This is a genomic window from Spirulina sp. CCNP1310 (assembly GCF_034932185.1).
In the GTDB taxonomy this organism is placed as follows: Bacteria; Cyanobacteriota; Cyanobacteriia; order Cyanobacteriales; family Spirulinaceae; genus Spirulina.
In genome coordinates this window covers 1-25,525 of the sequence record NZ_JAYGHW010000047.1, presented here as the reverse complement: position 1 = coordinate 25,525, position 25,525 = coordinate 1, and the positions used below count along the sequence as shown (strand labels likewise).

26 protein-coding genes and 1 tRNA gene are annotated in these 25,525 nt (G+C 51.9%); 20 read left to right on the top strand and 7 right to left on the bottom strand.

Annotation, left to right across the window (positions count from 1 at the left end; translation table 11 throughout):
• Nucleotides 1-327: 327 nt before the first annotated feature.
• From VB712_RS10100 to pstB, 5 genes are all read left to right on the top strand, one after another.
• Nucleotides 328-1,929, top strand: coding sequence for an ATP-binding protein (locus tag VB712_RS10100; protein ID WP_323254437.1), 1,602 nt, complete (start codon nucleotides 328-330; stop codon nucleotides 1,927-1,929).
• A gap of 90 nt (nucleotides 1,930-2,019) precedes the next feature.
• Nucleotides 2,020-3,972, top strand: a complete 1,953-nt coding sequence (gene pstA / locus VB712_RS10095) for a phosphate ABC transporter permease PstA (protein WP_323254436.1) — start codon at nucleotides 2,020-2,022, stop codon at nucleotides 3,970-3,972.
• Between the two features lie 19 nt (nucleotides 3,973-3,991).
• Complete coding sequence (locus tag VB712_RS10090) at nucleotides 3,992-4,789, top strand: phosphate ABC transporter ATP-binding protein (protein WP_323254435.1); 798 nt, start codon at nucleotides 3,992-3,994, stop codon at nucleotides 4,787-4,789.
• Between the two features lie 217 nt (nucleotides 4,790-5,006).
• Nucleotides 5,007-6,002 (top strand): PstS family phosphate ABC transporter substrate-binding protein, encoded by a 996-nt coding sequence (locus VB712_RS10085; RefSeq protein WP_323254434.1) that lies wholly within the window; start codon nucleotides 5,007-5,009, stop codon nucleotides 6,000-6,002.
• Between the two features lie 208 nt (nucleotides 6,003-6,210).
• Nucleotides 6,211-7,020 carry a phosphate ABC transporter ATP-binding protein PstB gene (gene pstB, locus VB712_RS10080; protein ID WP_323254433.1) on the top strand — a complete coding sequence of 270 codons (810 nt, stop codon included), beginning with the start codon at nucleotides 6,211-6,213 and terminating at the stop codon, nucleotides 7,018-7,020.
• On the opposite strand, the gene VB712_RS10075 is transcribed toward pstB, so the two are convergent.
• Nucleotides 7,017-7,688, bottom strand: a complete 672-nt coding sequence (locus VB712_RS10075; RefSeq protein WP_323254432.1) for an SEC59/DGK1/VTE5 family protein — start codon at nucleotides 7,686-7,688, stop codon at nucleotides 7,017-7,019. The genes pstB and VB712_RS10075 overlap by 4 nt on opposite strands.
• A 61-nt stretch (nucleotides 7,689-7,749) precedes the next feature.
• Between VB712_RS10075 and yidD the strand changes: the two genes are divergently transcribed.
• The 10 genes from yidD (at nucleotide 7,750) to VB712_RS10025 (ending at nucleotide 15,453) form a co-directional block, all read left to right on the top strand.
• Nucleotides 7,750-8,001, top strand: coding sequence for a membrane protein insertion efficiency factor YidD (gene yidD / locus VB712_RS10070; RefSeq protein WP_323254431.1), 252 nt, complete (start codon nucleotides 7,750-7,752; stop codon nucleotides 7,999-8,001).
• Entirely contained in the window at nucleotides 7,994-8,707 is a 714-nt protein-coding gene (locus tag VB712_RS10065; RefSeq protein ID WP_323254430.1) for a M15 family metallopeptidase, read from the top strand. Before yidD ends, VB712_RS10065 begins: the two co-directional genes overlap by 8 nt.
• Nucleotides 8,708-8,768: 61 nt before the next feature.
• A complete protein-coding gene (locus tag VB712_RS10060) occupies nucleotides 8,769-9,179 on the top strand; it encodes a DUF3110 domain-containing protein (RefSeq protein WP_323254429.1) in 411 nt (136 codons plus the stop codon).
• A 6-nt stretch (nucleotides 9,180-9,185) separates the two neighbouring features.
• Nucleotides 9,186-10,109, top strand: coding sequence for an N-acetylmuramic acid 6-phosphate etherase (gene murQ / locus VB712_RS10055; protein WP_323254428.1), 924 nt, complete (start codon nucleotides 9,186-9,188; stop codon nucleotides 10,107-10,109).
• A gap of 59 nt (nucleotides 10,110-10,168) precedes the next feature.
• Nucleotides 10,169-11,650: a site-2 protease family protein gene (locus VB712_RS10050; protein ID WP_323254427.1), complete on the top strand. Its 1,482-nt coding sequence runs from the start codon at nucleotides 10,169-10,171 to the stop codon at nucleotides 11,648-11,650.
• Nucleotides 11,651-11,776: 126 nt separating this feature from the next.
• Nucleotides 11,777-12,286 (top strand): GNAT family N-acetyltransferase, encoded by a 510-nt coding sequence (locus tag VB712_RS10045; protein ID WP_323254426.1) that lies wholly within the window; start codon nucleotides 11,777-11,779, stop codon nucleotides 12,284-12,286.
• Nucleotides 12,287-12,336: 50 nt separating this feature from the next.
• Nucleotides 12,337-12,410: transfer RNA gene (locus VB712_RS10040), tRNA-Pro, on the top strand.
• Between the two features lie 331 nt (nucleotides 12,411-12,741).
• Nucleotides 12,742-13,536, top strand: coding sequence for a Tic22 family protein (locus tag VB712_RS10035; RefSeq protein ID WP_323254425.1), 795 nt, complete (start codon nucleotides 12,742-12,744; stop codon nucleotides 13,534-13,536).
• A 21-nt stretch (nucleotides 13,537-13,557) separates the two neighbouring features.
• Nucleotides 13,558-14,448 carry a peptide chain release factor N(5)-glutamine methyltransferase gene (prmC, locus tag VB712_RS10030; protein WP_323254424.1) on the top strand — a complete coding sequence of 297 codons (891 nt, stop codon included), beginning with the start codon at nucleotides 13,558-13,560 and terminating at the stop codon, nucleotides 14,446-14,448.
• 9 nt (nucleotides 14,449-14,457) lie between these two features.
• Nucleotides 14,458-15,453 carry a glycosyltransferase gene (locus VB712_RS10025; RefSeq protein ID WP_323254423.1) on the top strand — a complete coding sequence of 332 codons (996 nt, stop codon included), beginning with the start codon at nucleotides 14,458-14,460 and terminating at the stop codon, nucleotides 15,451-15,453.
• A 62-nt stretch (nucleotides 15,454-15,515) separates the two neighbouring features.
• Here the strand turns inward: VB712_RS10025 and VB712_RS10020 are convergent, their stop codons facing one another.
• A complete protein-coding gene (locus tag VB712_RS10020) occupies nucleotides 15,516-16,361 on the bottom strand; it encodes a glycosyltransferase family 2 protein (protein WP_323254422.1) in 846 nt (281 codons plus the stop codon).
• Nucleotides 16,362-16,393: 32 nt separating this feature from the next.
• On the opposite strand from VB712_RS10020, the gene VB712_RS10015 reads away from it, so the two are divergent.
• Nucleotides 16,394-17,353: a hypothetical protein gene (locus VB712_RS10015; RefSeq protein ID WP_323254421.1), complete on the top strand. Its 960-nt coding sequence runs from the start codon at nucleotides 16,394-16,396 to the stop codon at nucleotides 17,351-17,353.
• 276 nt (nucleotides 17,354-17,629) lie between these two features.
• On the opposite strand, the gene VB712_RS10010 is transcribed toward VB712_RS10015, so the two are convergent.
• Nucleotides 17,630-18,589: a glycosyltransferase family 2 protein gene (locus VB712_RS10010; RefSeq protein WP_323254420.1), complete on the bottom strand. Its 960-nt coding sequence runs from the start codon at nucleotides 18,587-18,589 to the stop codon at nucleotides 17,630-17,632.
• Nucleotides 18,571-19,527, bottom strand: a complete 957-nt coding sequence (hpsE, locus tag VB712_RS10005) for a hormogonium polysaccharide biosynthesis glycosyltransferase HpsE (RefSeq protein ID WP_323254419.1) — start codon at nucleotides 19,525-19,527, stop codon at nucleotides 18,571-18,573. Before hpsE ends, VB712_RS10010 begins: the two co-directional genes overlap by 19 nt.
• A gap of 124 nt (nucleotides 19,528-19,651) precedes the next feature.
• Here hpsE and speB point away from each other — a divergent pair, with 124 nt between their 5' ends.
• Both speB and VB712_RS09995 read left to right on the top strand, forming a co-directional pair.
• Nucleotides 19,652-20,554, top strand: coding sequence for an agmatinase (speB, locus tag VB712_RS10000; protein ID WP_323254418.1), 903 nt, complete (start codon nucleotides 19,652-19,654; stop codon nucleotides 20,552-20,554).
• A 35-nt stretch (nucleotides 20,555-20,589) separates the two neighbouring features.
• On the top strand, nucleotides 20,590-21,153 hold the full coding sequence (locus VB712_RS09995) for a thioredoxin family protein (RefSeq protein WP_323254417.1): 564 nt from the start codon (nucleotides 20,590-20,592) through the stop codon (nucleotides 21,151-21,153).
• A gap of 101 nt (nucleotides 21,154-21,254) precedes the next feature.
• Here the strand turns inward: VB712_RS09995 and psb28 are convergent, their stop codons facing one another.
• Nucleotides 21,255-21,599: a photosystem II reaction center protein Psb28 gene (psb28, locus tag VB712_RS09990; protein WP_323254416.1), complete on the bottom strand. Its 345-nt coding sequence runs from the start codon at nucleotides 21,597-21,599 to the stop codon at nucleotides 21,255-21,257.
• A 169-nt stretch (nucleotides 21,600-21,768) separates the two neighbouring features.
• Between psb28 and VB712_RS09985 the strand changes: the two genes are divergently transcribed.
• Entirely contained in the window at nucleotides 21,769-23,223 is a 1,455-nt protein-coding gene (locus VB712_RS09985; RefSeq protein WP_323254415.1) for a bifunctional orotidine-5'-phosphate decarboxylase/orotate phosphoribosyltransferase, read from the top strand.
• A 234-nt stretch (nucleotides 23,224-23,457) separates the two neighbouring features.
• Here the strand turns inward: VB712_RS09985 and VB712_RS09980 are convergent, their stop codons facing one another.
• Together VB712_RS09980 and VB712_RS09975 are read right to left on the bottom strand one after the other, a co-directional pair.
• Nucleotides 23,458-24,015 (bottom strand): TolB family protein, encoded by a 558-nt coding sequence (locus VB712_RS09980; protein WP_416236308.1) that lies wholly within the window; start codon nucleotides 24,013-24,015, stop codon nucleotides 23,458-23,460.
• 1 nt (nucleotide 24,016) lies between these two features.
• Entirely contained in the window at nucleotides 24,017-24,280 is a 264-nt protein-coding gene (locus tag VB712_RS09975; protein WP_323254413.1) for a helix-turn-helix transcriptional regulator, read from the bottom strand.
• A 113-nt stretch (nucleotides 24,281-24,393) separates the two neighbouring features.
• Here VB712_RS09975 and VB712_RS09970 point away from each other — a divergent pair, with 113 nt between their 5' ends.
• Entirely contained in the window at nucleotides 24,394-25,356 is a 963-nt protein-coding gene (locus tag VB712_RS09970) for a carbohydrate kinase (protein WP_323254412.1), read from the top strand.
• Nucleotides 25,357-25,525: the final 169 nt, after the last annotated feature.

Below are 25,525 nucleotides of genomic sequence, written 5' to 3'. Positions count from 1 at the left end.
CTATTCTTTTTTCTAGGTTCGGTGCGCTGCGTTTCGTTTGCCGCGCATTTATCAATATAGCTACTTCCCTATGGCTTGTCAACACTTTTTTGGAAATATTTTTTCGATTGTTGCGGCGAATTCTCTGTGTTGCCCTTTGTGTATGGCTTTGAGAGCTTTGAAAAGGTTTGGGATTGGCCGATAATGATGGGACGGGTTCAGACTAAGTAAGTTTTTTGTATTACTTTTGAGTTTCAAGGGTGGGTGTTCAGGCTGCGTTGTGCTGCATGTCGGAAAGAAATGCGCATACTGAGAGAAGAAACATATTTATAGAGGGAACGGGGCAAGGTGGCAACGTTAAAGGCATCTCGGCTGGGGCTGATGCGGATTCAACAGGCAAGGCGAGAACGGGGTTGGAGCTGGAATGGGGAGGATGATTCCTGTTTTGTGGCGGCGAGCCGTTTGCTTGAGCCTGGGGGAGTTTGGTGTTCAGGGGGGCCCTATGCCTATGGAATTTCCCTGGGAACGTGGAAACGTTTTCTCGCGGGCAAGGCGGCGATCAATGCTCAGACATTCAAAGCCTACTGTCAGGTTTTGGGTTTGAACTGGGAGGAGGTGGTCGATCGCCAGGGAGACATATGGACGGGAACACAGCAAGATTGGGATGAGGCTATTGATGTTGCTCAGTTTTGTGGGCGAGAGCAGGAACTAGCCGAACTAGAGCATTGGATTGGGAGCGATCGCTGTCGGTTGGTGGTGCTTTCTGGTATGGGGGGTATTGGTAAAACGACGTTATCGGTGCAATTAGCCCAAAGGATAGAGGGTCATTTTGAATTTGTCTTGCGGCGATCGCTCCGCCGTGCGCCCTCCCTAGAACCCTTACTCCACGAATGCAACACCTTTCTAGGACATCCCTCAGTAGCTCCCCCGATTCATCCGCTCACTCACCTCCTGGAGACCCTACGCCAACATCGCTGCTTAGTCCTATTAGATGATGTGGAAACCATCCTGTGCAGTGGAGAGTTAGCCGGACAGTACCAAAGCCATTACCAAAACTACCATGAGCTTTTTCGCCGCCTCGCCCAAGAGTCACACCAAAGTTGCATCTTAGTGATCACACGGGAAAAACTACGGGATCTCACATCCCTTGCAGGGGAAGCATTACCCGTGCGCGACTTTCGCCTTGGCGGCCTGGAAATCCAAGCGGCCCACAAAATCCTGGCGACCAAAGGCTTTTTGCCCCATACACCGGGAAGCCATGAATTAATTCGCCTCTACCGTGGCCATCCGCTAGCCTTGAAACTCATGGCCACAACGATTCAAGAAATCTTTGGGGGACAGGTGGATGAGTTCCTCAGCCAAAGTACATTGGTACTCGGTGATATCATGCCCAGCATTTTCCACCAGCAGCTTCAGCGACTTTCAAGTTCAGAGACGGTGATCATTAACTGGCTAGCCTTAGCGAACCGTCCCATCACCTTCAACCATCTTCGCCAATATTTACGCTTTAGTGCCATTTCGACTTCAGAAATGGTTGCTGCCCTAGAATCCCTCAAACGGCGTTCTCTATTAGATGTTGTTCCTTCTGATACCAGCACACCTTGGTTTAGCATTGAGCCGGTGCTCATGAAATACGTCATTAGTCAGTTAGCGGAACAGTTTTCGCAAGAAATCATCAATCTGCTCAGTAATTCCACTGAAACAAAAATCCTGACCCTAAAAATGTATTGTCTCGTTGAACAACATGATCATAGCGCCATCAGCCTACGCCCCTGGATGATCAACCGATTGAATGATTCTTTATCAAGCCGTATGCCTGAATTAGCAAAAAACCAGCCTCAGATTTCGAGGGTATACGAAGAACTGAACCTAAAGTCAGCTAAAGAACTGGGCTATGCGCTGCAAAATTTGCAATGTTTATTTCCTGACTTGAATTCTAGATCCGCTTAAACAGTAGTGATCAGCCTGAGATTAGGTAAGTTTAAACCCACGTTAACCTGATGATAATTTTGTTGCTATATTATCACTGGTGGGACTGCCATGGCAATCTGCTTGAAGATATTTTTGGAGAATCAAATCAGTTTTTGGAATTTGGTGAAAGAGAAACAACATCAACAACGGATTACTTTTTTTGAAAAAATCAAAGCCCTCCAACGCTTGGGCTTATTTTGGACTGAAGCAACAGTGCAGGTTGCGCTGATAGCATCTGCCGCTGTTCCTATTATTATTTCTATCGTAATTTTAGTGACCTTCGGCTATGAAACTTGGAAGTTTTTGCAAGAAGTGTCCCTCTGGCAATTTTTGACTGATGCTCAATGGACACCAACCTTTGCCCAGCAAAGTTTTGGAGTCATGGTGTTAGCCAGTGCAACATTGATGATTGGACTGATTGCGATTGTCGTCGCCACACCCATCGGATTACTTGCTGCCATTTATCTCCATGAATATGCACCGAAGAAAATTCGCCGCATTGGCAAAGCTAGTTTTGAATCTCTCGCCGGAATTCCCACCATTGTCTATGGTTATTTTGCCTTGTTGTGGGTAACACCATTTCTTCAAGAATTGATTCCAGGTTTAAATACCTTCAATAGCTTAAGTGCAGGCATTGTGACCGGCATTTTGATTACACCGATTATTTCTTCAATTGGTGAAGATGTTTTAGCATCGGTTCCTCCTTTTTTGCGAGAAGGGGGCTATGCATTGGGTTTTACGAAGCGGGAAATTTTAACCAAGATTATCATCCCCATGGCTACGCCAGGATTTATTGCTGCCATCACCTTAGCGTTATCCCGGGCATTGGGGGAAACGATGATCGCCGCGATCGCCGCCGGTCAAACCCCTAAGTTAACCACAAACCCGCTGATTCCGGTCAGCAGTATCACTGCTTTTATTGTTCAAGTCAGTCTCGGCGATGTGCGACCCAACACAATCATTTATCACACCATTTTTGCGGTGGGATTTGCGTTGTTCTTAATCACCCTCAGTTTAAATGGCTTTGGTCACTGGCTTGTTCAGCGCCACAATCGCATGATGACCAGTATGACAATGTCCACAGCAGAGCAATTATCCCACACCACCATCGAGCCAGTGCTGAACATTCAACGTTTACCCCCTGTGCCACCGGTACAGGCCACCCTGAGACAACGACAGTGGGGCGATCGCCTCTGGCATGGATTGAGTGCCATGGCTATTGTTCTCGGTGTTTTAATTTTTGTGATCCTATTAGTCACAACATTACAAGCAGGATGGAGAGAAATTGATGGGCATTTTCTCACCGCAACTTCATCACGACGTGCTGCCGAAGCGGGCATTAGTGCTGCCTTGATGGGAACCCTTTGGCTCCTCGGTTTAACAGCCCTCATTGCCTTTCCCATTGGAGTCGGTGCGGCGATTTTTCTTGAAGAATATCTTCCCTATAACCGCTTCAATCAAATCCTTGAAATTCACATTGCCAATCTTGCCGCTGTCCCTGCTATTCTCTATGGCTTGATGGGGCTAGCCATTTTTGCCCGGGGTTGGAGTGGCTTAACGGGAGGACGCAGCTTAATTTCCGCCGCTTTGGTCTTAAGCATGATTGTCTTACCCATTGTGATGATCACCACCCGCAATGCACTGCGCACGGTTCCCGACAGCGATCGCCAAGCTGCCCATAGTGTAGGCATGAGTCGCTGGCAAACCCTTTGGCATATTGTTCTACCCGCCGCCTCACCCCGAATCATCACCGGGCTGCTCCTATCTATTTCACGGGCTATTGGTGAAACGGCTCCCCTGATTCCTATTGGCGCGGTCGCTTTTTCCTCCACTGTTCCCCTCTCATGGCAAGATCTTCAGCGTCAATTCACCACCCTCACCACCCAAATTTTTTACTGGGTATCTCGACCTCAGCCAGAATTTCATGCCCTTGCCGCCGCAACCATTATTATTTTAGGTGCATTAGTCTTAGCTATGAATATTCTCGCTGTTTATATCCGAGATCGCTACCGTTCATTATGACTATCATCCTTGATCAACCATGAATAACTGCTTTAATATCCCCCCAATATTGACTGTGGATAATGTTAATATTTTCTTTGAGCATCTGCCTATTCTTAAGGGCATTCACCTCACCATTGAAAAACATAAAATTACGGGTATTATTGGCCCATCAGGCTGTGGAAAAAGCACGTTATTACGCTGCTTCAATCGCCTCAACGAATTAATTCCAGGAATGCATGTCCAAGGAAAAATTTGTTTAGAGGGTCAAGAAATCCACGCACTCCATCCCGTAGAACTACGTCGTCGGATTGGGATGGTGTCACAGCGGCCCAACCCTTTTCCCCGTTCCATTTATGAAAATATTGCCTTAGGATTACGGATTAACGGCTGTCGTCATGATGTTGATGATCGGGTTGAGTACGCTCTACAACAAGTCGGGCTTTGGCCAGAGGTCAATCATAAGCTAAAACATAGTGCATTGGAGTTATCCGGTGGCCAGCAACAGCGGCTTTGTATTGCTAGGGCGATCGCCCTCAACCCCGAAGTTTTACTCATGGATGAACCCACCGCCGCCTTGGATCCGATGTCCGTGCGACGGATTAACGATCTGTTATTAAAAATCAAGGAAGATTACACCATTGTGCTGATTACCCACAACCTCAAACAAGCGGCACTCATTACCGATCAAATTGCTTTCTTTAATGTGGTTATTGGGGAAAAGGGTAATCGCTATGGTGTGTTAGTAGAACATGCCCCGACCATTCAAATTTTCATGAATCCCCATAATCCAATGACCTGGGAATATGTCACCTCTAGTTCTCATCACACCGCTTAACCCATCCCTGTTGCTTTGATGGGGCTTATTCCCAAACAAGGCTATATTTTTTACTAAAAATTAACCTTTTCTTAACTCAAATTTATTTGACAATCAAAGATCATTGACGTAACAGTAGAATGAAGATTCACTGTTGCCGCAGGTGTGCCGACGCTCACGATTCTCATTCAACGTTAAACCGATTACCGCTTCCATTGGTTGCAAAATTCGAGGATTCATGAAAACCCGCCCCCTGAACGTCCCCCTTCGCAACGCTTGTACGCTTGCCATCCTCACAACCCTCATGGGCAGTTGTGGAACCGTTGATCCTGTGGAGTCAAGCGATCGCAATAACCCAGACACTCTGTTAGGGGGAGAAATTCTCCTAGACGGCTCCAGTACCGTTTTCCCCGTTTCTGAAGCCATGGCCGAAGAGTTCCAAAAACTACACCCTGGAGTGCGCATTAATGTCGGTATTTCTGGAACTGGGGGGGGCTTTCGCAAATTTTGCGCCGATGAAACCGATATTACCGGCGCTTCACGGCCGATCACGCCATCGGAGATTGAGCTTTGTCAAGAAAACGGGGTTGAATTTATCGAGTTGCCCATTGCCATGGATGGACTCTCCATCGTTGTCAATCCTGACAATGATTTCGCCCAATGTTTAACCCTTGCTGAACTCAAAATGATGTGGGAACCCGCAGCCCAAGGCTCAGTTATGTCTTGGCGACAAATCCGTCCTGATTTTCCCGATGGCCCCCTGGGACTCTATGCTCCGGGGGTTGACTCTGGAACCTATGATTATTTTATGGAAACAATCGGTACTGATGGGGAGAGTCGAGGTGACTTTACTGCCAGTGAAGATGATAATGTTTTGGTGCAAGGGGTTGCAAATAATCTCTATGGCCTTGCTTTTTTTGGGTTTGCCTATTATGAGCAAAATCAAGATCGGTTAAAACTGGTAGCCATTGACGATGGCAACGGCAATTGCATTGAGCCTAGCCCTGAAACCATTGCTGATGATACGTATAATCATTTCTCTCGACCGGAGTTTATTTATGTTAAAAAAGCAGTGGCAGATCGTCCAGAAGTCAAAGAATTTGTTGAATTTTATTTGGATTTTGACAATAAATTCTTAATTAAGGAAGCGGGTTATGTCCCTTTGCCCGAGGCTGCGATCACCAAAGCACTAGAACGATTCCATAAGGGGGAAGTGGGTTCAGAATTTAAATGAGGAGCAGGGGGCGTTCAGCTTGAAGAGGTTCTTTAAACTTTTCGATATTCTGTATGGGACGCTCTGAACAGTTCACTTTTTTATTCTACCATGACAATTTTAGATTATGATAGAACAGACTAGCCGCCCAAAATCAGGCTCATTCTGGCATTGAGTATCATTTTTTCCTTGAATCAAGTTTTGTTTATTTTTCTTAAACCCTTTAACCATGACTAATCTAACTTCGCCCCCTGAAACGATTACAGAAGCGATTTTACGCGCTCAAAATGTTTCAGTTTATTATGGTTCAACCTTGGCTGTCCGGGATGTTTCTCTGGATATTCCCTACAACAAAGTTGTGGCATTTATTGGCCCTTCTGGTTGTGGAAAAAGTACGATTTTACGCTGCTTTAACCGGATGAATGACTTGATCACCAGTGCGCGGGTTGAGGGGAAGGTGACATTCCATGGTCAAGACCTCTATCAACCGCAAATTGATCCCGTAGAAATGCGCCGCCGCATTGGGATGGTGTTTCAAAAGCCCAATCCTTTTCCCAAGTCAATCTATGAAAATATTGCCTTTGGCGCAAGGATCAATGGCTATGTGGGGGATATGGATAAGCTTGTTGAAGAATCCTTGCGGCGTGCAGTGTTGTGGGATGAGGTGAAGGATAAGCTCAAAGAGAGTGGTTTGGCTCTGTCCGGTGGGCAGCAACAACGGCTCTGTATTGCGCGGGCGATCGCCATTGCTCCTGAGGTGATCCTCATGGATGAACCCTGCTCTGCCCTTGATCCGATTTCGACGCTCAAGGTAGAGGAGCTAATTCAGGAGTTGAAGGAGTTGTACACGATTATTATTGTCACCCACAATATGCAACAGGCTTCGCGGGTTTCGGATTTCACTGCCTTTTACAACGCGGAACCCACCCCCAGCGGTGGCAAAATCGGTCATTTGGTGGAGTACGATCGCACCGAAAATATTTTCCAAAATCCCCAAGAGGAAAAAACCCAAGAATATGTCAGTGGTCGTTTTGGTTAAAGCCACCGGGAGCAGAAGTTAGCACAGATTAACGCTGTCCCTAGGGGGACGGTGAGGTTATCAATGCCAAATTGGGAAATGGCTTCGAGGGCGGTGGCGGCGATCGCCACCCCCAGGCCAATCCCCATAACGGGGAATGAGAACCCGTAAACATTACCCAACACAAGCACCGTAACAGCAAAACTGGCCAAGGCCATCGTCGCGGTTCCCTCCCAACTTTTCCGATTGCCCCAAATTTGGTAGGGATGTGCTCCCCAACGTTGGCCCACTAAGGCTGCTAACCCATCCCCCCAAGCCATGACGAGAATGCCTATTACGCCATGGTGGGGATGATGTCCCATGAAGAGAAGGGCGATCGCCCCAATGCTGAGGGCATAGAAAAATGTGCCTAAACTCTGCCGCCCCACACTGTTTAAACTGGGGAGGATGGGCAAAAAATAGGAAGCCAGGGCAATCAGAGCCGCCGCCGCTGACGCTTCAACAATCAACTGAGGATCAATGCGCCACCACCAGGCCAAGAGCATGACTTGACCCGCCCCAATATGGACAATTTTACGGGTCACTTCGGGGCCGGTATGGACAAAGCGATTGAGGGCTTCGGCGATCGCCACCAATAGAACCAGATAGGCAACCACGCCACCCAAGGGCATGAGATCAACGTTAGGCATAATGTCCGGAGGAGTAGGGTTAAAGGGTTAAATAATGGGTTAAACCGAGAAATGAGCATCTATGAAACCATTATTATTGAACCTCATTCGTCTCTATCGCACGCTGATCTCCCCCCTTTTCCCCCCCACCTGCCGTTTTCAGCCCACCTGTTCCCAATATGCGATCGTCGCCATTGAGCGGTTTGGCCCTTGGCGGGGGACAGGATTAGCCCTGGGGCGGATTTGCCGTTGTCACCCTTTCCATCCAGGGGGTTATGATCCGGTTCCAGAATGCGAGGCGACCTCTTCCCTAGGCCCCGATGATCATGCTTAAACCCTACCAATCGCTCCCCATTCAAGACTGTGGTGAACCCCTGGTTGCCATTCCCTTAACAGAATTTTCCACCGAAACCCCGCCCCCCTATGCCCGCTTGGGGGCAGATTATGGCGATCAATCTCCCTATTGTTTACGGGCGGGGGTATTGGCTGCGCTGCAAGATGCCCAGGCGAATTTACGACGCATTGAACCGGGATGGAGCCTGCATATTTTCGATGCTTACCGGCCCCTGGCAGTCCAGCAGTTCATGGTGGATTATACCTATGGGGAATTGTTAAAGGGGCGATCGCTCTCTCCCGATGCCTTGAGCAACGCACAACAAGCCGACCTCTGGCAGGAAGTCTATCAATTTTGGGCTGCCCCCAATCCTGACCCCGCCACCCCACCCCCCCATAGCACCGGGGCCGCCCTTGATCTCACCCTGATCAACGCCCTTGGGGAACTGGTTCCCATGGGGGGGGAAATTGATGAAATTTCGGTGCGATCGCACCCCGATTATTACGCCCATCCCCAAAATGATCGAGAGCAAACCTATGGCGACCATCGGCAACTGCTCCGGGATGCGATGGCGGCGGCCGGGTTTCGTCAACACCCCAACGAATGGTGGCATTTTTCCCAGGGGGATCAACTCTGGGCCTGGTTAAATCAACAAAGCGATCCTACTGGTGAATATCTGGCCCGTTATGGCCGCGTCATTTTCTGAGCCATTGCCTAGATCCGATATCCTAGAAGAACATTGACAGTTTCACCCGATTTAAGTCGCTATGCTTGCACCTAGAAGAGTTTTTGTCCTCCTCATCAATGCGGGTACAGAGAACGAGGGCATCCACACCATCCAAATGGGGGGACAAAACAAAATCTTGATGTTCGAGGATGAAGACGACGCGGCTCGGTACGCCCTGTTACTTGAAGCTCAAGATTTTCCCACGCCCACGGTCGAAGAATTCCCCGCTGAAGAAATTGAGGAGTTTTGCCAAGAAGCTGGCTATGAATTCGAGATTGTCGAATCGGGCCGGCTGGAAATTCCTCCAGAGGCCAATGTGGAACAACCCCAAGACGCTTTAGATCCTGTTGATCGCCCCAAGGTAGACCCAATCCCGGAGCGAGAGCAGGCGGGAGAAATGACCGATGCGGAACTGGAAGCCAAACGCCGTTTTTTAGAAGGATTGCTTTAACACCCCATGGTTGAAAATCTTGCCCCACGGGGCCATCTGCTCACGGAGCAAAATAACCCCAAGAGCGCCCAGTTGGATCAGCTGACGAGCTTGGAAATGGTAGATCTGTTTAATCAGGAAGATGCCCGCACCCTGGAGGCGATCGCCGCTGCCCGTACCGAACTCGCCGCCGCCATTGACCTCACCAGTGCCGCCCTCCGTCAGGGGGGCCATTTATTTTATGTGGGGGCCGGTACCAGTGGCCGGTTAGGGGTCTTGGATGCCGCCGAATGTCCCCCGACGTTTTGCACAGCGCCGGAATTAGTCCAGGGAATCCTCGCGGGCGGTGCGCCGGCCCTGCTGAAAAGTTCTGAAGCCCTCGAAGACCGGGCCGAGGATGGAGCCGCCGCCATGGCCACCGCTGGCGTTACCGATGGCGATGTGGTGGTGGGGATTACTGCTGGTGGAACCACGCCCTACGTCCAGGGAGCTTTGAAAGCGGCCCAAGAGCGTGGGGCAAAAACGATTTTTCTCGCCTGTGTGCCGGAATCTCAAGTACCGTTCTCAGCGGATGTGAATTTACGCCTCCTGGTGGGGCCGGAGATTTTGGCCGGATCCACCCGCCTCAAAGCGGGAACGGTGACGAAACTGGCCCTGAATATCCTCTCTACCTCGGTGATGGTCAAACTGGGGAAAGTTTACGGCAACCGGATGATTGATGTGGCGGTGACGAACCAAAAACTCCGCGATCGCGCCCTCCGCATCCTCGAAGACCTCACGGATCTCGATCGCCCCGCCGCCGAAACCCTCCTCGATGCCAGCGGTCAACGGGTGAAGCTGGCCCTACTCATGCATTGGGGGAATGTCGATGCGGCCCAAGGGCAAGACCTCCTCCACCAGTATGATCATCAACTGCGCACCGCCTTAGCCGCTGTTCAACCCAAGCCTTAGATTTGTAGTCTCTAGGCAATCACGTTAGGCTTAAGGGATTATTCTTGCCCGTGACCGTTATGTTTAGTAATTCCGAAGCGATCGCCACCCTCGCCCTGATCACCTTTGCCTTTGGCTTTCTGGTGTGGGGCTATAGCCGCGCCAAGCCCTACGGTAAACTAGGCATTCTCGCTTGGCTGCAATCCGTTGTTTTAATTACACCGTGGCTCGTTTTTTTTGGCTTAGTTGCCCTCGGGCTTTACCTCAACTTCATCGCCATCATTCTCTTGCTGGTGGGGTCTTCTGCAATTTATATCTACCTGGGCAATCGTCTTCGGGCTGAAGGCCAAGATGAAATTCTCCGCCAACGGGCTACCCAACGCCTCAATACGGAAAGCATCGAAGCCGAAAACGCCCCCGCCCTCAACCTTGACCCAGAAACTGCCCCCATTCCCCTCGAAGATCTCCAAAAAATCAAGGGCATTTTTGGCATTGATACTTTCTTCGCCACTGAAACCATCGCCTACCAAGATGGCGCGATTTTTCGTGGCAACCTCCGGGGGGATCCCGATGTCGTTTATGAACGGTTAGCAGCCAAATTAAAAGATTGGTGTGATCAAAAATATCGTCTCTTTTTGGTGGAAAGTCCCGAAGGCAAGCCGATCGTGATCGTTTTGCCCAGTACCAATGATCCTCAACCCCTGAGTTTAGCGCAAAAAAATCTCGCCATTGTCCTCACCATCGCCACCCTCGCCACCACCCTCGAAGCCGCCAGCCTTCTACAAGGGTTTGATTTGTTCAGCAATCTGGGCCGCTATGGGGAAGTCTTGCCCCTAGCCATCGGGGTTTGGGTGATTTTAGCCGTCCATGAGTTGGGCCATTGGCTTTATGCCCAACGCTATGGGATTAAACTCAGTTTTCCCTTTCTCCTCCCCAGTTGGCAGATCGGCACCTTTGGCAGCTTGACCCGATTTGCATCCCTGGTTCCCCACCGTGCCGCGTTGTTTGATGTGGCGATCGCCGGCCCCGCCTTTGGCGGCTTAATCTCGATCATCCTCCTCCTGTTCGGGTTAGTCCTCTCCCAACCCGGCCATGGCTTTGCCATCCCCACCTCTTTCTTTCAGGGATCAATCTTAGTGGGAGCCTTGGCAAAAACGATCCTCAGGGATGCCCTCCAAGGAGCCGTCGTCGAAATCCACCCCCTGACGATTCTCGGTTGGCTCGGTTTAGTGATCACCGCCCTCAACCTCATGCCCGCCGGTCAACTGGATGGCGGCCGCATCGTTCAAGCCATCTATGGCCGCAAAACCGCCCGTCGTACCACCCTCGCCACTCTCATTGTTTTAGGCATTGTTGGCATTTTTAACTTCTCGAACCCGATTCCCCTCTATTGGGGAATGTTCATCCTCTTCCTCCAACGGGATTTAGAGCGCCCCAGCCTCAATGAACTCAGCGAACCCGATGATGCCCGCGCCGCCTTCGGTTTACTGGCATTATTCCTGATGCTCGCCACCTTAATCCCCCTCAGTCCGGGTTTGGCGGAACGGTTTGGCATTGGCTGAACCATCGGGCCGGCCATTTTTCCCCTAGACTGTTGTACACTCTAGACGGTACGCTTACCACGTTACTGTTTCGGGGTTTGTCCTGGGCTAACCTGAATCTTAATCATCGCTATTTGTCCCATTAACATGGGTTTTTGGAAAAGTTTATTTAGTCCATCTGATACTGCTGTTGCACCTCAACGCCCCACTGCTCAAACCGTGGGGAGGGTGGAGCCGGAGTCTCGCGTCGTGTTTAGCACAGAGCGTGACCTTGATCTCTACGAGCTTGAAGAACTTTGTGATGCGGTGGGTTGGTCTCGTCGTCCCTTAAGAAAAGTCCGAAAAGCGATTCAACATAGCTTTTTGGTGGTTTCGATGTGGGAGCAACGGGGGGCAAAACGGCGGATGATCGGCTTTGCCCGTGCCACCTCAGATCACGCCTTTAATGCCACGATTTGGGATGTGGTCGTCCATCCTGACTATCAAAGCCGAGGCTTAGGGAAAGCTCTGATGCGTTATACCCTCAAAAAGTTGCGCAGTGAGGATATTAGCAACATTACGCTCTTTGCTGATCCCCATGTGGTGGACTTTTATCGTCGCTTGGGATTCATTCTTGACCCTGAAGGGATCAAAGGGATGTTTTGGTATCCGGATTAGTGAGCCAGAAATTCGCTATACTGGAGTTTGACTCTATCGATGTCACGTTTCGGGATGTAGCGCAGCTTGGTAGCGCGCCTGCTTTGGGAGCAGGATGCCGCAGGTTCAAATCCTGTCATCCCGATTTATTTTTAGCGATGGGTGGAGGGCGATCGCCCCCTATCAACATCAAGACCTTCCGGGAAAAATGCTCATTTTTTCCCTCCTGATCGGGTTGCATTCCTTTAATCAGATCTGGTTATTGTGGAGTTCCAAAGTAACCCTATGGTCCCATGGGGGAACTTTAGTAGGAGGGAACGGTCTAGAGCGAAAGGGGGCAAAACCATCAATGGCAAGGGGTTGAACCTATCTCCTGATTGATTGCATCATCTTCAAGAAACTCAGACCACCGTAAAAACTGACACAGTGAGACTGATACAATCCCAGGTAATTTTCTACTCTGAAATAACCCCAACTTGCCACAATTTTGTACCAATCTACAACGGAGAGTATCCAAAATGAAAACAGGATTAACACGCTGGTTAATGTCCATTGGGTTGGCAGGCACAACCCTCCTCGGAACGATGTTTCCAGCCCTCGCCCTCACCCAAGCAGAAATTGAAGAACGCCTTGAAGCCATTCCCGTCTTTACCGTCACCGATGCCAATGGTGCGCCTTTAGTCGCACGGGTTGAAGATCAATTGTTTGCAGGCATTTTTATTAATCCCACCGATGCTGATGCGTTTCGTCAACGGGTCATCACGCAAAATGCTGACTTAAACAATAACGTTCAGGTGATTCCCGTTTCAATGCGGGAAATTTACCGGATTGAGCGGGAACGAGCTGCCCAACGCAACGCGGTTGAAGAAAATATTGATTTTGTCTATATCCCCGAGCAACAACAGTTAGAGTTAGCTCAATCTCTACTTCCCCCTGATCAAGAAATTCAAGGCGTTCCCCTCTTTGCGGTGCGGGTCAGTGATTCCAGCCAACCCGGCAGCAATAACAGTGTTTATCTAACCCTTCAACAAGAAGATGGTAGCCCTGTTGTTCCCTTCTACTTCTCCAAACAGCAAGCCGATGCGTTAGCCCAGCGCTACCGGGAAAGTACTTCTCTCCCAGCCAATTCCAATGCAGTCACCATTGAGGTGAGTACTCTAGAAGTCATTCTGGCCAACTGGGAGCAAAGCGATCAACCGGGCCTTCAGCAAATTTTCCTCGTTCCTTCTCCGGCGGCAATTCAACGCGCCACGGCGGGTAATGCTCAATAGGATCAAGTTCAGGGACTACCGATGATTAGTGGTGAAGACCTTTGGCGATGGCAAGAGCAGGCAAAACAAGCAGCCATCGCTAAGGCCATTCCCCCGATGGAAGTGGATTGGTTATTACAAGAGAAACTGGGGCTAGACCGCCTCAGTTTACGTTTGGGAACCTATCGGGGGGAAATTTATCCCCAATGGGATTGGCTGACCCTCCAACAGCTTTGGCAGCGCCGCCTCCAAGAGCGGGTACCCGTGCAGTATTTAGCGGAGCAAACCCCTTGGCGACATTTACGGCTCCGGGTGGGGCCGGGGGTGTTGATTCCTCGGCCGGAGACAGAGCAAATCATTGATATTGCCTTGGCGCAGGTTGCCGTTGATCCGACTTTAGGCCAAGGGCGATGGGTGGATTTGGGAACGGGGAGCGGGGCGATCGCCCTCGGTTTGGCCCAAGCTTTGCCCCATGGAAGAATTGAAGCGGTGGATTGTAGTGCGATCGCCTTAGAGATTGCCCGCCACAATGCCACCCTCAATCATTGCGCCCAACGGGTGACATTTCATCAAGGCCAATGGTGGGAACCCTTCGCCGGTCAATCTGAAAAATTTGCGGCGATGGTGTCTAACCCCCCCTATATTCCCAGTAGCATGGTAGATCACTTGGAGCCGGAGGTGCGGGATCATGAGCCACGGCTAGCCCTCGATGGGGGTGAGGATGGTTTAGCGGCATTACGCCAGTTAGTAACCACGGCTCCGGATTATCTGCAACCGGGGGGGTTATGGTTGGTGGAACTGATGGCGGGTCAGGCTCCGACGGTGGCGGCGATGCTGGCGGCGGAGGGGAACTATACAAGGATTGCCATTTATCCAGATTTAGCGGGCATTGAACGATTTGTCTTGGCCTACACTAAATCAGGACAGGATTAAGAGGGAATGATGGCGAAAATCGGGGTTGTGACCATTGGCCGAAATGAGGGCGATCGCCTCCTGCGCTGTTTGCAATCTTTAATTGCCCAGTTGCCCCCTGGTACGCCCATTGTCTATGTGGATTCCGGCTCCACCGATGGCAGTGTGAGCAAGGCGGAAGCTTTGGGGGTAGAGGCGATCGCCCTTGATCTTGCCATCCCTTTCACCGCTGCCCGCAGCCGCAACACGGGTTTTTTCCACCTCATCGCCCAATATCCTGATTTAACCTATGTGCAATTCATCGATGGGGATTGCGAGTTAATCCCCGGTTGGATTGAAGCCGCCACCGCCCATATTGAGTCCCATCCCCAATGTGCGATCATCTGCGGCCGTCGTCGGGAACGGTTCCCCGATGCCTCCCCTTATAACCGTTTAGCGGAAATTGAATGGAATACGCCCGTGGGGGAAGCGGAAGCCTGTGGGGGGGATTCCCTCGCCCGTGTCGTTGCTCTCCAAGCTGTCAATGGTTTTGATCCCCGCCTCATTTGTGGAGAGGAACCAGAAATGTGTATCCGATTACGGCGAGCAGGTTGGCGGATTTTCCGCCTTGATGCCGATATGACGCTCCATGATGCGGCGATGCTGAAATTAAGCCAATTTTGGCGACGCTCAATCCGGGGGGGCTGGGCTGTTGCCGAAGGCTTTGCCCGCTATGGGAGGCCGCCGGAATTCTATATGCAGCGGCAACACAAAAGCGGCTGGCTTTGGGGGGCGGGGGTTCCCCTGGCAATTCTGATCTTGGCTTGGCCGACGAAGGGCTTGAGCTTCCTACTGCTTCTCGGCTATCCCTATTTAATTTGGCGCGTCTATCGCTATCGGCGCAATTCCGGGGATAGTCCCGCCCATGCCCGCCTCTACGCCTTTTATACCGTTTTCTCCAAAATCCCCCAAGCGATCGGCCAAGGGCAATATTGGCTGACCCGTTGGCAAGGCAAGACCGCAACGTTGATTGAATATAAGGGTTAATTGAATCTATGTAGGGGCGAAAAATCTTTCGCCCCAAATCTTTCGCCCCAAATCTTTCGCCCCTACGAACCTCGCAACCGTTGCCATAGGAGTTGCAGGGCAATGCGACGGTAGGGTAAGAGCCAAAATAGCGGCCAGAGCCAACCCCCATGGCGGCGCATTAAGAGTTTCCATTCTTGCCAAGGGTGTAACGTGACATCCGCCAACATCATCCCCTTGGGTTGGCTGAGTTTTTCAACTTGGGCCGGGTTGGGGGTGGGGCGGGGATTGGCAGCACAGGAGCCTTGATAGCCGGGAGCAACCCAGATCGGGAAACCCGCCTGTTTTGCCCGCAGACCATAGTCCCAATCTCCAGCGTAGTGGGTGAGGTGGGGGTCAAGGTTGCCCAGTTGATGGGCGATCGCCCTCGGAATCAGGACAATATTGCCGCACATCAGATCACACCGTTGGGGCCGATCTTGAGGAATCACCGGCCGCACCTTAAAGGGCGGGAAAAGGGGATGGATTTGGCGCATTCCCCCATAGGTAAAGAGGCGGCTGCGGGGGTCTTGGGTGGATCCGGTGATGATCGCGGGGGTGGGTAAGGATTGAGCGGTGGCGAGGAGGGAGGCGATCGCCCCTGGATAGAGCACCGTATCATCATTGAGCCAGAGATAGCCGTCATAATCCCCTTCAAGGGCCATCCCAAACCCCAACCGCATCCCCCCATTCCAAAATAAATTGCCCGTCCCCTCGATCACCTGTACATCGGGATAATGGTTTTGTACCGCTGCCCCCGTGCCATCGGTGCTGCCATCATCGACCAGATACACCGTCACCCCTGCCACCTGAGAAAATAACGCCTCCAAACAGGCCAACGTTTGGGCCCTGCGGTTATAACAGGTCAAGATTGCCGCCAGTCGTTCCATCCCTTTTTCCCCAAATTCTTTAGTATTAAGCTATGTTTAATCCCCCGTTGGAAACCATGGAAAACTTTGGCGTAATCGTCATCTGTTGTGACCAAGACTATGCCCTCGCTAAGGGGGTTTGTGCCAGTATCCGCTATTTTTTGGGGGATGTGGCGATCGCCCTTTTGGTGGATGGGGATTTTTCGGTGCAGGATGCCATCGATGCCTATGGTGTACAGGTGATTAGCCGCAAAACCATGAAGCATGAGGTGCTGATCCAGCGTAGTTTCGGCTGGGGAACGACCCGGATGATCGCCTTTTGGGAAAGCCCCTTTGAGCATTTTCTGATTGTCGATGCCGATGTGGCGATCTGGGGGGATGTGCGCCGCTATGCCCAATTTGACCAGTACGATCTGATCATTGATCAACCCACCGCCCCCTATACCGAGGCAATGGTACAAGAGTTCTTCTTTGATTTGCCCCGCTTTGAGTCATTGTTTCCTCATTTTCAGTGGCGCGATCGCCCCTTTGTCTGTCCAGCGGTCATCTTCGGGACGCGGGGCATTTTTCCCCTGGAGGAATATCTCGAAATCCTCGACCTCAATGATCAATATCCGGGAATGTTCAAATATGGTGATATGGGCTTCCTCAATTTCATGATCTTTCGGGCAGCGGATGAGGGGCGATTACGGTTGGGCCAAAGGGATATTCAATACTTGGTCTGTGATTTTCCCCCCGCAGAGACGGCGGCCCGCTTTCCCGTCACGGCTGAGGGGCCCCAAGCACAAGGGGAGGATGCAGTGGTGATCCATTGGGCGGCGGAGAAACCCCGGATCACCAGTACCAGCCTCTATGCTGCGCCGATGAACTTTTTCCGGCGGCAGTTTTTGCAGGATGCCACGGGCAAAACTGGGGCCATGGCCACAATGACGCTGCAATTGGAAGATCTGCAAAGTCGATTCTGGGTGTATAAAAACAAAGCCCGCAAAAAGATCAAGGCGTTGTTGCATTAGGGCCGACATTCCGCAGGTTGACAAATAATATGAAATCCTCGTTACTTGGCAGAGCCAAGTAACGCTCCTCCGGAGGGCTTCTGCCTCCATCTCAGGCGGTAGAGCCGCCCGAAGCCCATGCCAAGGCAGAACCATGGCACGAGATCAGTGCAGTGTTTACCTGCATTACAGCGATTTCGCTTTACCCTACGGAAAGTGAGGTGGAATATCGATTTTGGGAAATTGTTGTTGGGTTCGGATTGGCTCAACCCTCAGTTTTTAATCTGTTTTTCAACTTTAGCGATCTAACACTTTTGCCACTAAATCCGCTGGAATCTCTTGGTTTTGGCAATAGGCGATAATTTCCGCCCGTAGCTCTGCCTTCGGCCGCCACAACGTCGCCACACATTGGGCCACTTTCTTGACGTAAAACCACTCATAACGCCAGCGGGGAACCTGAGGCCGGTCGATGTAAATGCGGTTGACGATGTGCCAAATGTTGTAATTGAACTTGAGCGATCGCATCACCCACAACAACTGCCACCGTTCCCCTGGGGAGGCAAGCCACCATTGCATCCACACCGGCAAATACCGCACCACATCCGCCGCTGTATAGTTGGCTCGCCCCTGCAAATTCCGCGCCACTAACACCGGCAAACCTAGCCGCTGCGCTCGCTCACTATATTCATAATCACCGCCATAGTGGGGAAACCGTTGGTAATCTGGGGGGCCGAGTTGTTGGGCGATCACCTTCGGTAGCACGATTAAATTACCGTTGAGGGTATGGGCTGGCACGAAATCCGTTGCAAATTCGGCCAAGTTGCGGATTGGCTTCCCCCCCGTCAACCCACTAAAAATCACCCAATCCTGCTCATTGAGGACGATGCCGCCAATTAAGGCCCCTTGGGCGATCGCCTCTGCGGCCACCTTCAGGGCTTGCTCCCAAAAATCCGCCGGTAACTGCATATCATCATTGAGCCACAGCAAACAATCCACATCGGTTTGCCCTAGGGCGTAGGCCATGCCTTGGGCGATCGCCCCCGTCCACCACCAATCTCCCTCACCCCGAATTAAGGCAACAGCGGGAAAATCCGCTGCAACCCTTTCCGGTGTGCCATCCGTCGAACCATCATCGACGACAATCACCCGATGGGGAGCCGTCATCGCCCCCATCGTCGCCAACTGCTGCAAAATTGGCCCGGTATAGTGCCAGCGATTCCGTACTGGCAGAATAATCGCTAAACCATACGTCGCCATTGCTGTTGCCAGAGATAAAAAGGACTCACCACCGTACAACGCAAAAACTCCATTTGACAGGCCAGGACGGTATCTTGGGCCAATTGCTGACGGTGGCGGATAAAAAATTGCAGAGCCTTGCGGCAATCATTGAGCCAACCGAAGGGAAAGATCAAGGGTCGTTGCCAGGGTTTGAGGCGCAGCATCCGGATATGATGACGGGCTAGTCCTGTACTGCGAACAATGAACAGCAGGCCCTCACGGGTGAGGCGATGAGCGGGAATTTGATGTTCTAGCTCCATGGCGGGGTTATACCAAATTTCCCAGCCCGCATTTTGAATTTGGAGGATGGCCTCAAGGTCTTCGCTGTTGAGGATGGAGGAGGGTGATCGCCCCGTCAAGGTGGGCCGCTCCGGCACATGGGCAAGCCAAGCCTGCCGCCGCACCACTAACCCCGCTGAAGGGGGCAACATCTTCGAGCGGGGTTCATAAATATGGGGTTCTGGGCCCCGCTCGGTAATGGCGAGGAAGCTGGCAATGTGGTCAAAGTTGGCAGGCGGGGCCGTTTCGTATTGGCCGTGGATTTGACTGCCGATCGCCCCGGCATGGGGGTGATGTTTGGCGAAAATATGGGCGGTTTGTATCCAATTGCGGGCGGGTAATGTGTCGTCATCAAGAAACCCGACAAAAATTCCCTCAGCGGCCTGGATCGCCCGAATCCGGGCAAAGGCTGCCCCCTGTTGCGTTTCCAAACAATAGCGTAGGGGGACATCGGGCCGCCATTGGGCTTGATAGGCTTGGATGAGATCCGCTAACCCATCGGTGCTGTTGTTGTCGATGATCAGCACTTCCCAGGCGATCGCCTCGGTTCCCATCTGGTCACGGAGGCGATCAAGAACAGCGGGCAACCGGGATACACCGTTATAGGTGGGAATGGCCACGGTGAAATCAATCGCCATAACAGTTAAAGCCGGAAGAAAACTTCTTCTATTCTACCGTTCTCACTCCTCTCTCCTTACTCCTCACTTCTCACTCCTCCCCCCTTCCCCTATAATCACTACGCCTACCCTATTTCCCTCAACGATGGCCCCTTTCCCCCCCCACTTCATCGATGCTGAAACCGCCACTCCTTTGGAAACGGCGGATGTGGTGATTTTGCCCGTTCCCTACGAAGCCACCACCACCTACCGCAAAGGCTGCCAGCATGGCCCCTTGGCATTACTCCAAGCCTCGGATCAGTTGGAGCATTATGATGTGGAATTGCGCCAAGCCACCTGTTTTAAGGTGGGGATTGCCATTGCGGAGGCGATCGCCGATAGCAGTGTTGACCCCGATTTAACCCCGGAGGCGATGGTGGATGTGGTCAAGGCGGGGGTGTTGCCGCTGTTACAGGCGGGGAAGTTTGTGATTACCTTGGGGGGCGAACATGGGATCACAGCGGGAGTCGTGGCGGCCTATCAAGCCGCCTTTACTGAACCCTTTACCGTTGTGCAAATCGATGCCCATGGCGATCTGCGCCACAGCTATTGCGGCTCCATTTATAACCATGCCTGTGTGATGCGGCGGGTGATGGATCTGGGGATTCCCTCCCTGCCGGTGGCGATTCGCAGTATTTGCCAAGAGGAGGCGGATTTGATTGCGTCTCAGAAAATTCCTGTGCAGTGGGATCACGAACGAGGCCAAGATCCGGATTGGATTGAGGAGGCGATCGCCACCATCACCACTGAATCGGTATTCCTCACCATTGACCTCGACGGCCTCGATCCGGCCATCATGCCCGGTGTAGGAACACCGCAACCGGGAGGGTTAAACTGGAATCAAACCACCCAATTTTTGCGGCAACTGTTTACCAACCGTCGGGTAATTGGCTGTGATGTGATGGAACTCGCCCCCTTGAGTGATTCTGTCGTTTCGGAGTTTACCGCCGCTAAGTTAGTCTATAAATTGATCGGCTACCATGCCCTCTGTAACGGTCGGCTGGATTAAGGGCGATCGCATTTGTGCAAGAAGGGTTATCAACGATGCCAGAGGAAAGTAACGTGAGTCTCATCGGCGCATACGCCCCCGATTTTGAACTGCCCGGTGTGGATGGCGAAGTCTATCACCTCACCCGCTACCGTGAACAGTTTCGTGCTTTGGTGGTGATTTTCATGGGCAATGAATGCCCCACCGTTGCCCAATATATTGATCGCCTTAAGGCGATGCAAACAGACTTTAAAGAAGAGGGCGTGAGCTTGATCGGCATTAATGCCAATGCTGCCCAGGAGGGACTCAAGGATAGTTTTGAGCAAATGAAACGATTTGCCCAGGCAATGGAGTTAAATTTTCCCTATTTACGGGATCCGAGTCAGGATGTGGCCCGGGGCTTTGGGGCCACCATGACCCCGGAGGTGTATTTAATCAATCAAGCGGGAGTGATTTGTTACCATGGGGCGATCGATGATCAGCCTCAGGCGGCTGATGCAGTGAGCCAGCCCTATTTACGCCGTAGCATTCAAGCCCTGTTAGCGGGGGAAGCGATTAACCCCACGGATACCGCCCCCCAAGGGACAGCCCTCACTTGGCGTAAAACCCCTGTGGGTTAGCATCCCTTCCGTTGAGTGCATTCATGGGCGTGGGGGCGAAAGATTTGTCGCCCCTACCTTGTTATTGATCCACTAGAGGATTTCATGGGGAGAGCGATTGCCTATTCTGCCCGATCCAGTTCCAAACCCGCTGCCTCAGCATAGCGATTCATAAACCGGAGGAAACGCTCCCACTCCGCCGCACTCTGCATGATCAGCACGGCTTCAATCCCTTTGGCCTGACCGTTGATAAACTTGGCATTGACCTCACGGGTCATCATTTCACCCTCATCATCAATGAGATACATCCCGGTAATATCATTGGCGACATTAGTATCAGTAAGGGCTTGGGGAGATTCAAAATAGAAGGTTGCTGTACCGCTGTTACCACTTTTGGAGCGTGTGACGCGCACATCGGGGACGATTTCTTCGTTAATTCCTCTGGCAAATTGAATGTAGGCTGTCATGCGTTTGTTTTAAAGCTTTGTGAAGTTTATTATACGGTAGCAGGCAAAACCGTTGGAAATTGACGCGATTTCTTAAGAAGATCAGCGCTAAGGGTTAAGATCATTCTCAGTTTTCGGCTCAGGGGCAGAAATCTAAACCCCCCCCATTGCCCATTCTCTTTCCCTTGCCATGAACTTTTTGGATCAACTTAATGCCGCCAGCGATCGCAATCAGAGCATCCTTGTCCTCGGTTTAGACCCCAATCCGGAGATGCTCCCGGCCCACCATGGGGCCGCCCATGGGCAACTCACCGATGAACTGTGGGATTGGCTCAACCAGATCATTGCCGCTACCGCTGATTTAGTCTGTGCCTATAAACCCAGTTTGGGGTTTTATCAATCCCTGGGGGCATCGGGTTTAGAACTTTTAGAGCAGGTATTGCTGTCGATTCCCGCCGATATTCCGGTGATTCTCGATGCCAAGCACAGCGACCTCAACAGCAGTAGCCTGTTTGCCCACACCATTTTTGAGCAGTGGCACGTGGATGCGGTGACGCTGAATCCCTTCGCGGGGCAAGACCAAGCCGCTCCCTTTCTGGTTTACCCCGATAAGGCGGCGTTTATCACCTGCCGCACCTCCAATCCGGGGGCGATCGCCATCCAAGACTACCCCATGCCCGATGCCCCCCTTTACCTCCATCTGGTGAAGGAAGTGGCGGCTTGGGGGCCTCCCAATCAAGTCTGTTTAGAAATTGGCACCAGTGAGCCGAATATCCTCGCCAAAGTCCGCCATTTAGCCCCCGAACGGCTGATCCTCGCCCGCAGCATTTGGCAAGATCCCGCCGCCCTCGCTGCGATGATCACCGCTGGCCTCAATGGCCACGGCAGCGGTTTACTGTTGCCGGTTCCTCAAGATTTCCTCGCTCAAGAAAATCCTGTGGAGGCGATCGCCGCTCTCAATGCCGAAATTAACCAACATCGCCAAATTCCCCAACAACAGGCCGAAAGCCAACAATGCAACATTTGGACGAGTAACCTTTGCCTCCTTGAAGAGCATCCCCATCAGGATTTAATCCTGCAATTGTTTGACTTGGATTGCATTTTATTTGGGGATTATATCCAAGCCTCCGGCGCGACATTTTCCTACTACGTTGATCTCCGCAAAGTGATTTCCAATCCCCAAGTCTTCCACCAAATGATCAGCGCCTACGGGGAAATTCTCAAAACCCTCCAATTTAACCGCATTGCCGGCCTACCCTACGGCGCATTACCCACCGCCACCGGGCTATCCCTTCACCTCGGCCAGCCGATGATCTTTCCCCGCAAGGAGGTCAAAGCCCATGGGACGCGACGGGTGATTGAGGGGCATTTTCAACCGGGGGAAACCGCTGTGGTCATTGATGACACGTTGATCAGTGGGAAAAGTGCCTTAGAAGGGGTGGAAAAACTCACCTCGGTGGGGTTAAAGGTTACGGATGTGGTGGTGTTTATCAACCATGAAGCGGGGGGCGCAGATCGGATGCGGGCAGCCGGGTATCACGTCCATGAGGTGCTGACCCTCGCAGAAATTACCGAAACCCTCTACGAAGCAGGGCGCATCGATGAGCAACAATATTCAGCTTTACTTCACCACGACCAACGGTAGGGGAGGAAAGAGGATAGAGGAGAAAGGAGAGAGGATAGAGAAGAGAGGATAGAGAAGAGAGGATAGAGAAGAGAGGATAGAGAAGAGAGGATAGAGTGAAATGCTAATGCTCTCCCTCACTCCTCACTACTCACTCCTCACTACTCACTACTCACTACTCACTACTCACTACTCACTACTCACTACTCACTACTCACTACTCACTACTCACTCCTCAAAGCGATGCACCCAAACCTAATCCCCTGGGATTGCCCCCGGCCCCTCGCCCCCTGGTAATGAGGTGGGGGCTTCCACACCCCGATCAAAAACTTCAATATTCCATTGGCCGGTGCGGTTGGTGGCATAGGCAACAAAGCGACCATTGCCGCTGATCGTGGGGTGGCGGGCTTCGCCGGGGAGGTTACGGGTGAGGGGTTCCGCCCGTAACTGTTGGCGATCGTAGAGGAAAACATCAGGTTTCCCGTAGGGTTCCGCCACATAAACGATATAACGGCCATCGGCACTGATATCCGGCTGGTCGGTGAAAATGCCCGGCTGATTTAACCCCGGCAAGGGGATCAGTTGACGGCGTTGGAGGTCGTAAAGTTGAACGCGCCGTTGATTGCCCCGGTCGGAGGTAAAAACCAGGTAGCGGCCACTGTAGGAGAGGCGCGGTTGCTCATCGGCGGCGGTGCTGTTGAGGGTTGCACCAAAGGGGACAGGCGGGGGGGCGATCGCCCGACGCTGGCCACAACCCGGCAGGCCTAACCCAAAAACCACTATCACCACCCATCCCCATCTCGTCCATCCCATGTTAAGAATTTTGAGTGGGCAAAATGCAGCAATTGACTTCATCAATGCAGACCTTACCCCACTGCAAGGCCCAGCGCACTAAAGAGACCCGGTTGCCGGTGGCCGTTTTTGTCAAGATGTTACTAATATGGTTATCCACAGTGCGTTTACTAATATCGAGTTGATCAGCAATATCTTGATTGGTCAGGCCATTGGCCACTAACTCGATAATTTGCACCTCACGTTCCGATAATGATATGGCTGTGGAGGGCTTCGGTTCTGTCATCGGACTTTTCCTGATAGTGATTTCTACTTAGTCCTATTTTAGGAATGTTTCCGCATAATTCAGCGGTTGAGAGTCAGAATGTTGTATATTTTTATACTTGCTAGGACGCAATCATGGCGCGTGTTTTAGGAATTGGTGAATTACTCTGGGATTACTTGGCGGCGGAGATGGGCGCGGGGTTGTCGGAGGTTAAAACATGGCTACCCCAAGGCGGGGGCGCACCGGCAAATGTGGTCTGTGGTTTGAGTCGTCTGGGGACAGCGGCGGGGTTGATTGCGACGGTGGGCCCCGATGGGATGGATTTAATCACCCTCTGTGATGACCAAGGGGTTGAGGTGGTGGGGGTGCAACGCCATCCCACGGCTCCAACGCGCTCGGTGTATATTTTGCGATCGCCCCTTGGTGAACGAACCTTTGCCGGGTTTGGCTCCACCCCAACGGTGGATTTTGCCGATGCCTATCTCGATCCCGCTCAGATCCCCGCTTCCCTGTTTGTGGAGGCGGATTTTTTGGTGTTGGGGACGATCGCCCTGGCCTATCCCCAAAGCCGGGCGGCGGTGTTGCGGGCCTTGGATTTGGCGGATCAGCATTATGTGCGGGTGGTGCTGGATGTCAATTGGCGGCCGCAATTTTGGCCCAATCCGGCGGCGGCAATTCCTTTGATGACGGAGTTGTGGTCACGGGTGGATTTTGTCAAGTTGGCCCATGAAGAGGCGTTATGGTTGTTTGATACTGCTGATCCGGTGGGAATTACGGAATATCTCGATGGCGTGGAGGGGGTAATTGTCACCCATGGGGGGGAAGGGGCGATCGCCTATTGTCTCTCGGAAAATAGCGGCGAAGTGGAGCCATTCCCCGTGGAGGCGGTGGATACGACGGGGGCCGGCGATGCCTTTGTGGCGGGTTTTATCCATCAACTCTGCCGCCAAGGGGTGGCCAGTTTGAGCGATCCCGCCAAGGCGCGGGAAATTGTCACCTATGGGGCTGCGGTGGGGGCATTAACGACGCTGAAAATGGGGGCGATCGCCGCCCTCCCCACAGCTTCAGAAGTACAAACTTTCCTTAACCAATCTTGACAGATACTCATTCAAAATAGGAGGAGGTAGCAACACAAAAAATTGACACTCCCCGCGCTAAAGCGACGGGGATTCTTGGTTCATCGACCGGACTTAACCGAGCAGGATTGCTCCAACCCAGCCAGAGGTCTAATCTCCCCAAGCGTATAACTTCCCGTTTGCCCCACGG

Coding starts and splice junctions, on each gene's coding strand:
- speB (WP_323254418.1), top strand. CDS start 19,652: ATGGCCCCTTTCCCCCCCCACTTCATCGATGCTGAAACCGCCACTCCT.
- VB712_RS10015 (WP_323254421.1), top strand. CDS start 16,394: ATGTTTAATCCCCCGTTGGAAACCATGGAAAACTTTGGCGTAATCGTC.
- psb28 (WP_323254416.1), bottom strand. CDS start 21,599: ATGACAGCCTACATTCAATTTGCCAGAGGAATTAACGAAGAAATCGTC.
- VB712_RS10085 (WP_323254434.1), top strand. CDS start 5,007: ATGAAAACCCGCCCCCTGAACGTCCCCCTTCGCAACGCTTGTACGCTT.
- VB712_RS10010 (WP_323254420.1), bottom strand. CDS start 18,589: ATGGCGACGTATGGTTTAGCGATTATTCTGCCAGTACGGAATCGCTGG.
- VB712_RS10065 (WP_323254430.1), top strand. CDS start 7,994: ATGCTTAAACCCTACCAATCGCTCCCCATTCAAGACTGTGGTGAACCC.
- pstA (WP_323254436.1), top strand. CDS start 2,020: ATGGCAATCTGCTTGAAGATATTTTTGGAGAATCAAATCAGTTTTTGG.
- VB712_RS10060 (WP_323254429.1), top strand. CDS start 8,769: ATGCTTGCACCTAGAAGAGTTTTTGTCCTCCTCATCAATGCGGGTACA.
- VB712_RS09985 (WP_323254415.1), top strand. CDS start 21,769: ATGAACTTTTTGGATCAACTTAATGCCGCCAGCGATCGCAATCAGAGC.
- VB712_RS10075 (WP_323254432.1), bottom strand. CDS start 7,688: ATGCCTAACGTTGATCTCATGCCCTTGGGTGGCGTGGTTGCCTATCTG.
- VB712_RS09995 (WP_323254417.1), top strand. CDS start 20,590: ATGCCAGAGGAAAGTAACGTGAGTCTCATCGGCGCATACGCCCCCGAT.
- pstB (WP_323254433.1), top strand. CDS start 6,211: ATGACTAATCTAACTTCGCCCCCTGAAACGATTACAGAAGCGATTTTA.
- VB712_RS09980 (WP_416236308.1), bottom strand. CDS start 24,015: ATGGGATGGACGAGATGGGGATGGGTGGTGATAGTGGTTTTTGGGTTA.
- murQ (WP_323254428.1), top strand. CDS start 9,186: ATGGTTGAAAATCTTGCCCCACGGGGCCATCTGCTCACGGAGCAAAAT.
- VB712_RS10025 (WP_323254423.1), top strand. CDS start 14,458: ATGGCGAAAATCGGGGTTGTGACCATTGGCCGAAATGAGGGCGATCGC.
- VB712_RS10045 (WP_323254426.1), top strand. CDS start 11,777: ATGGGTTTTTGGAAAAGTTTATTTAGTCCATCTGATACTGCTGTTGCA.
- VB712_RS09970 (WP_323254412.1), top strand. CDS start 24,394: ATGGCGCGTGTTTTAGGAATTGGTGAATTACTCTGGGATTACTTGGCG.
- hpsE (WP_323254419.1), bottom strand. CDS start 19,527: ATGGCGATTGATTTCACCGTGGCCATTCCCACCTATAACGGTGTATCC.
- VB712_RS10020 (WP_323254422.1), bottom strand. CDS start 16,361: ATGGAACGACTGGCGGCAATCTTGACCTGTTATAACCGCAGGGCCCAA.
- VB712_RS10050 (WP_323254427.1), top strand. CDS start 10,169: ATGTTTAGTAATTCCGAAGCGATCGCCACCCTCGCCCTGATCACCTTT.
- prmC (WP_323254424.1), top strand. CDS start 13,558: ATGATTAGTGGTGAAGACCTTTGGCGATGGCAAGAGCAGGCAAAACAA.
- VB712_RS10090 (WP_323254435.1), top strand. CDS start 3,992: ATGAATAACTGCTTTAATATCCCCCCAATATTGACTGTGGATAATGTT.
- yidD (WP_323254431.1), top strand. CDS start 7,750: ATGAAACCATTATTATTGAACCTCATTCGTCTCTATCGCACGCTGATC.
- VB712_RS09975 (WP_323254413.1), bottom strand. CDS start 24,280: ATGACAGAACCGAAGCCCTCCACAGCCATATCATTATCGGAACGTGAG.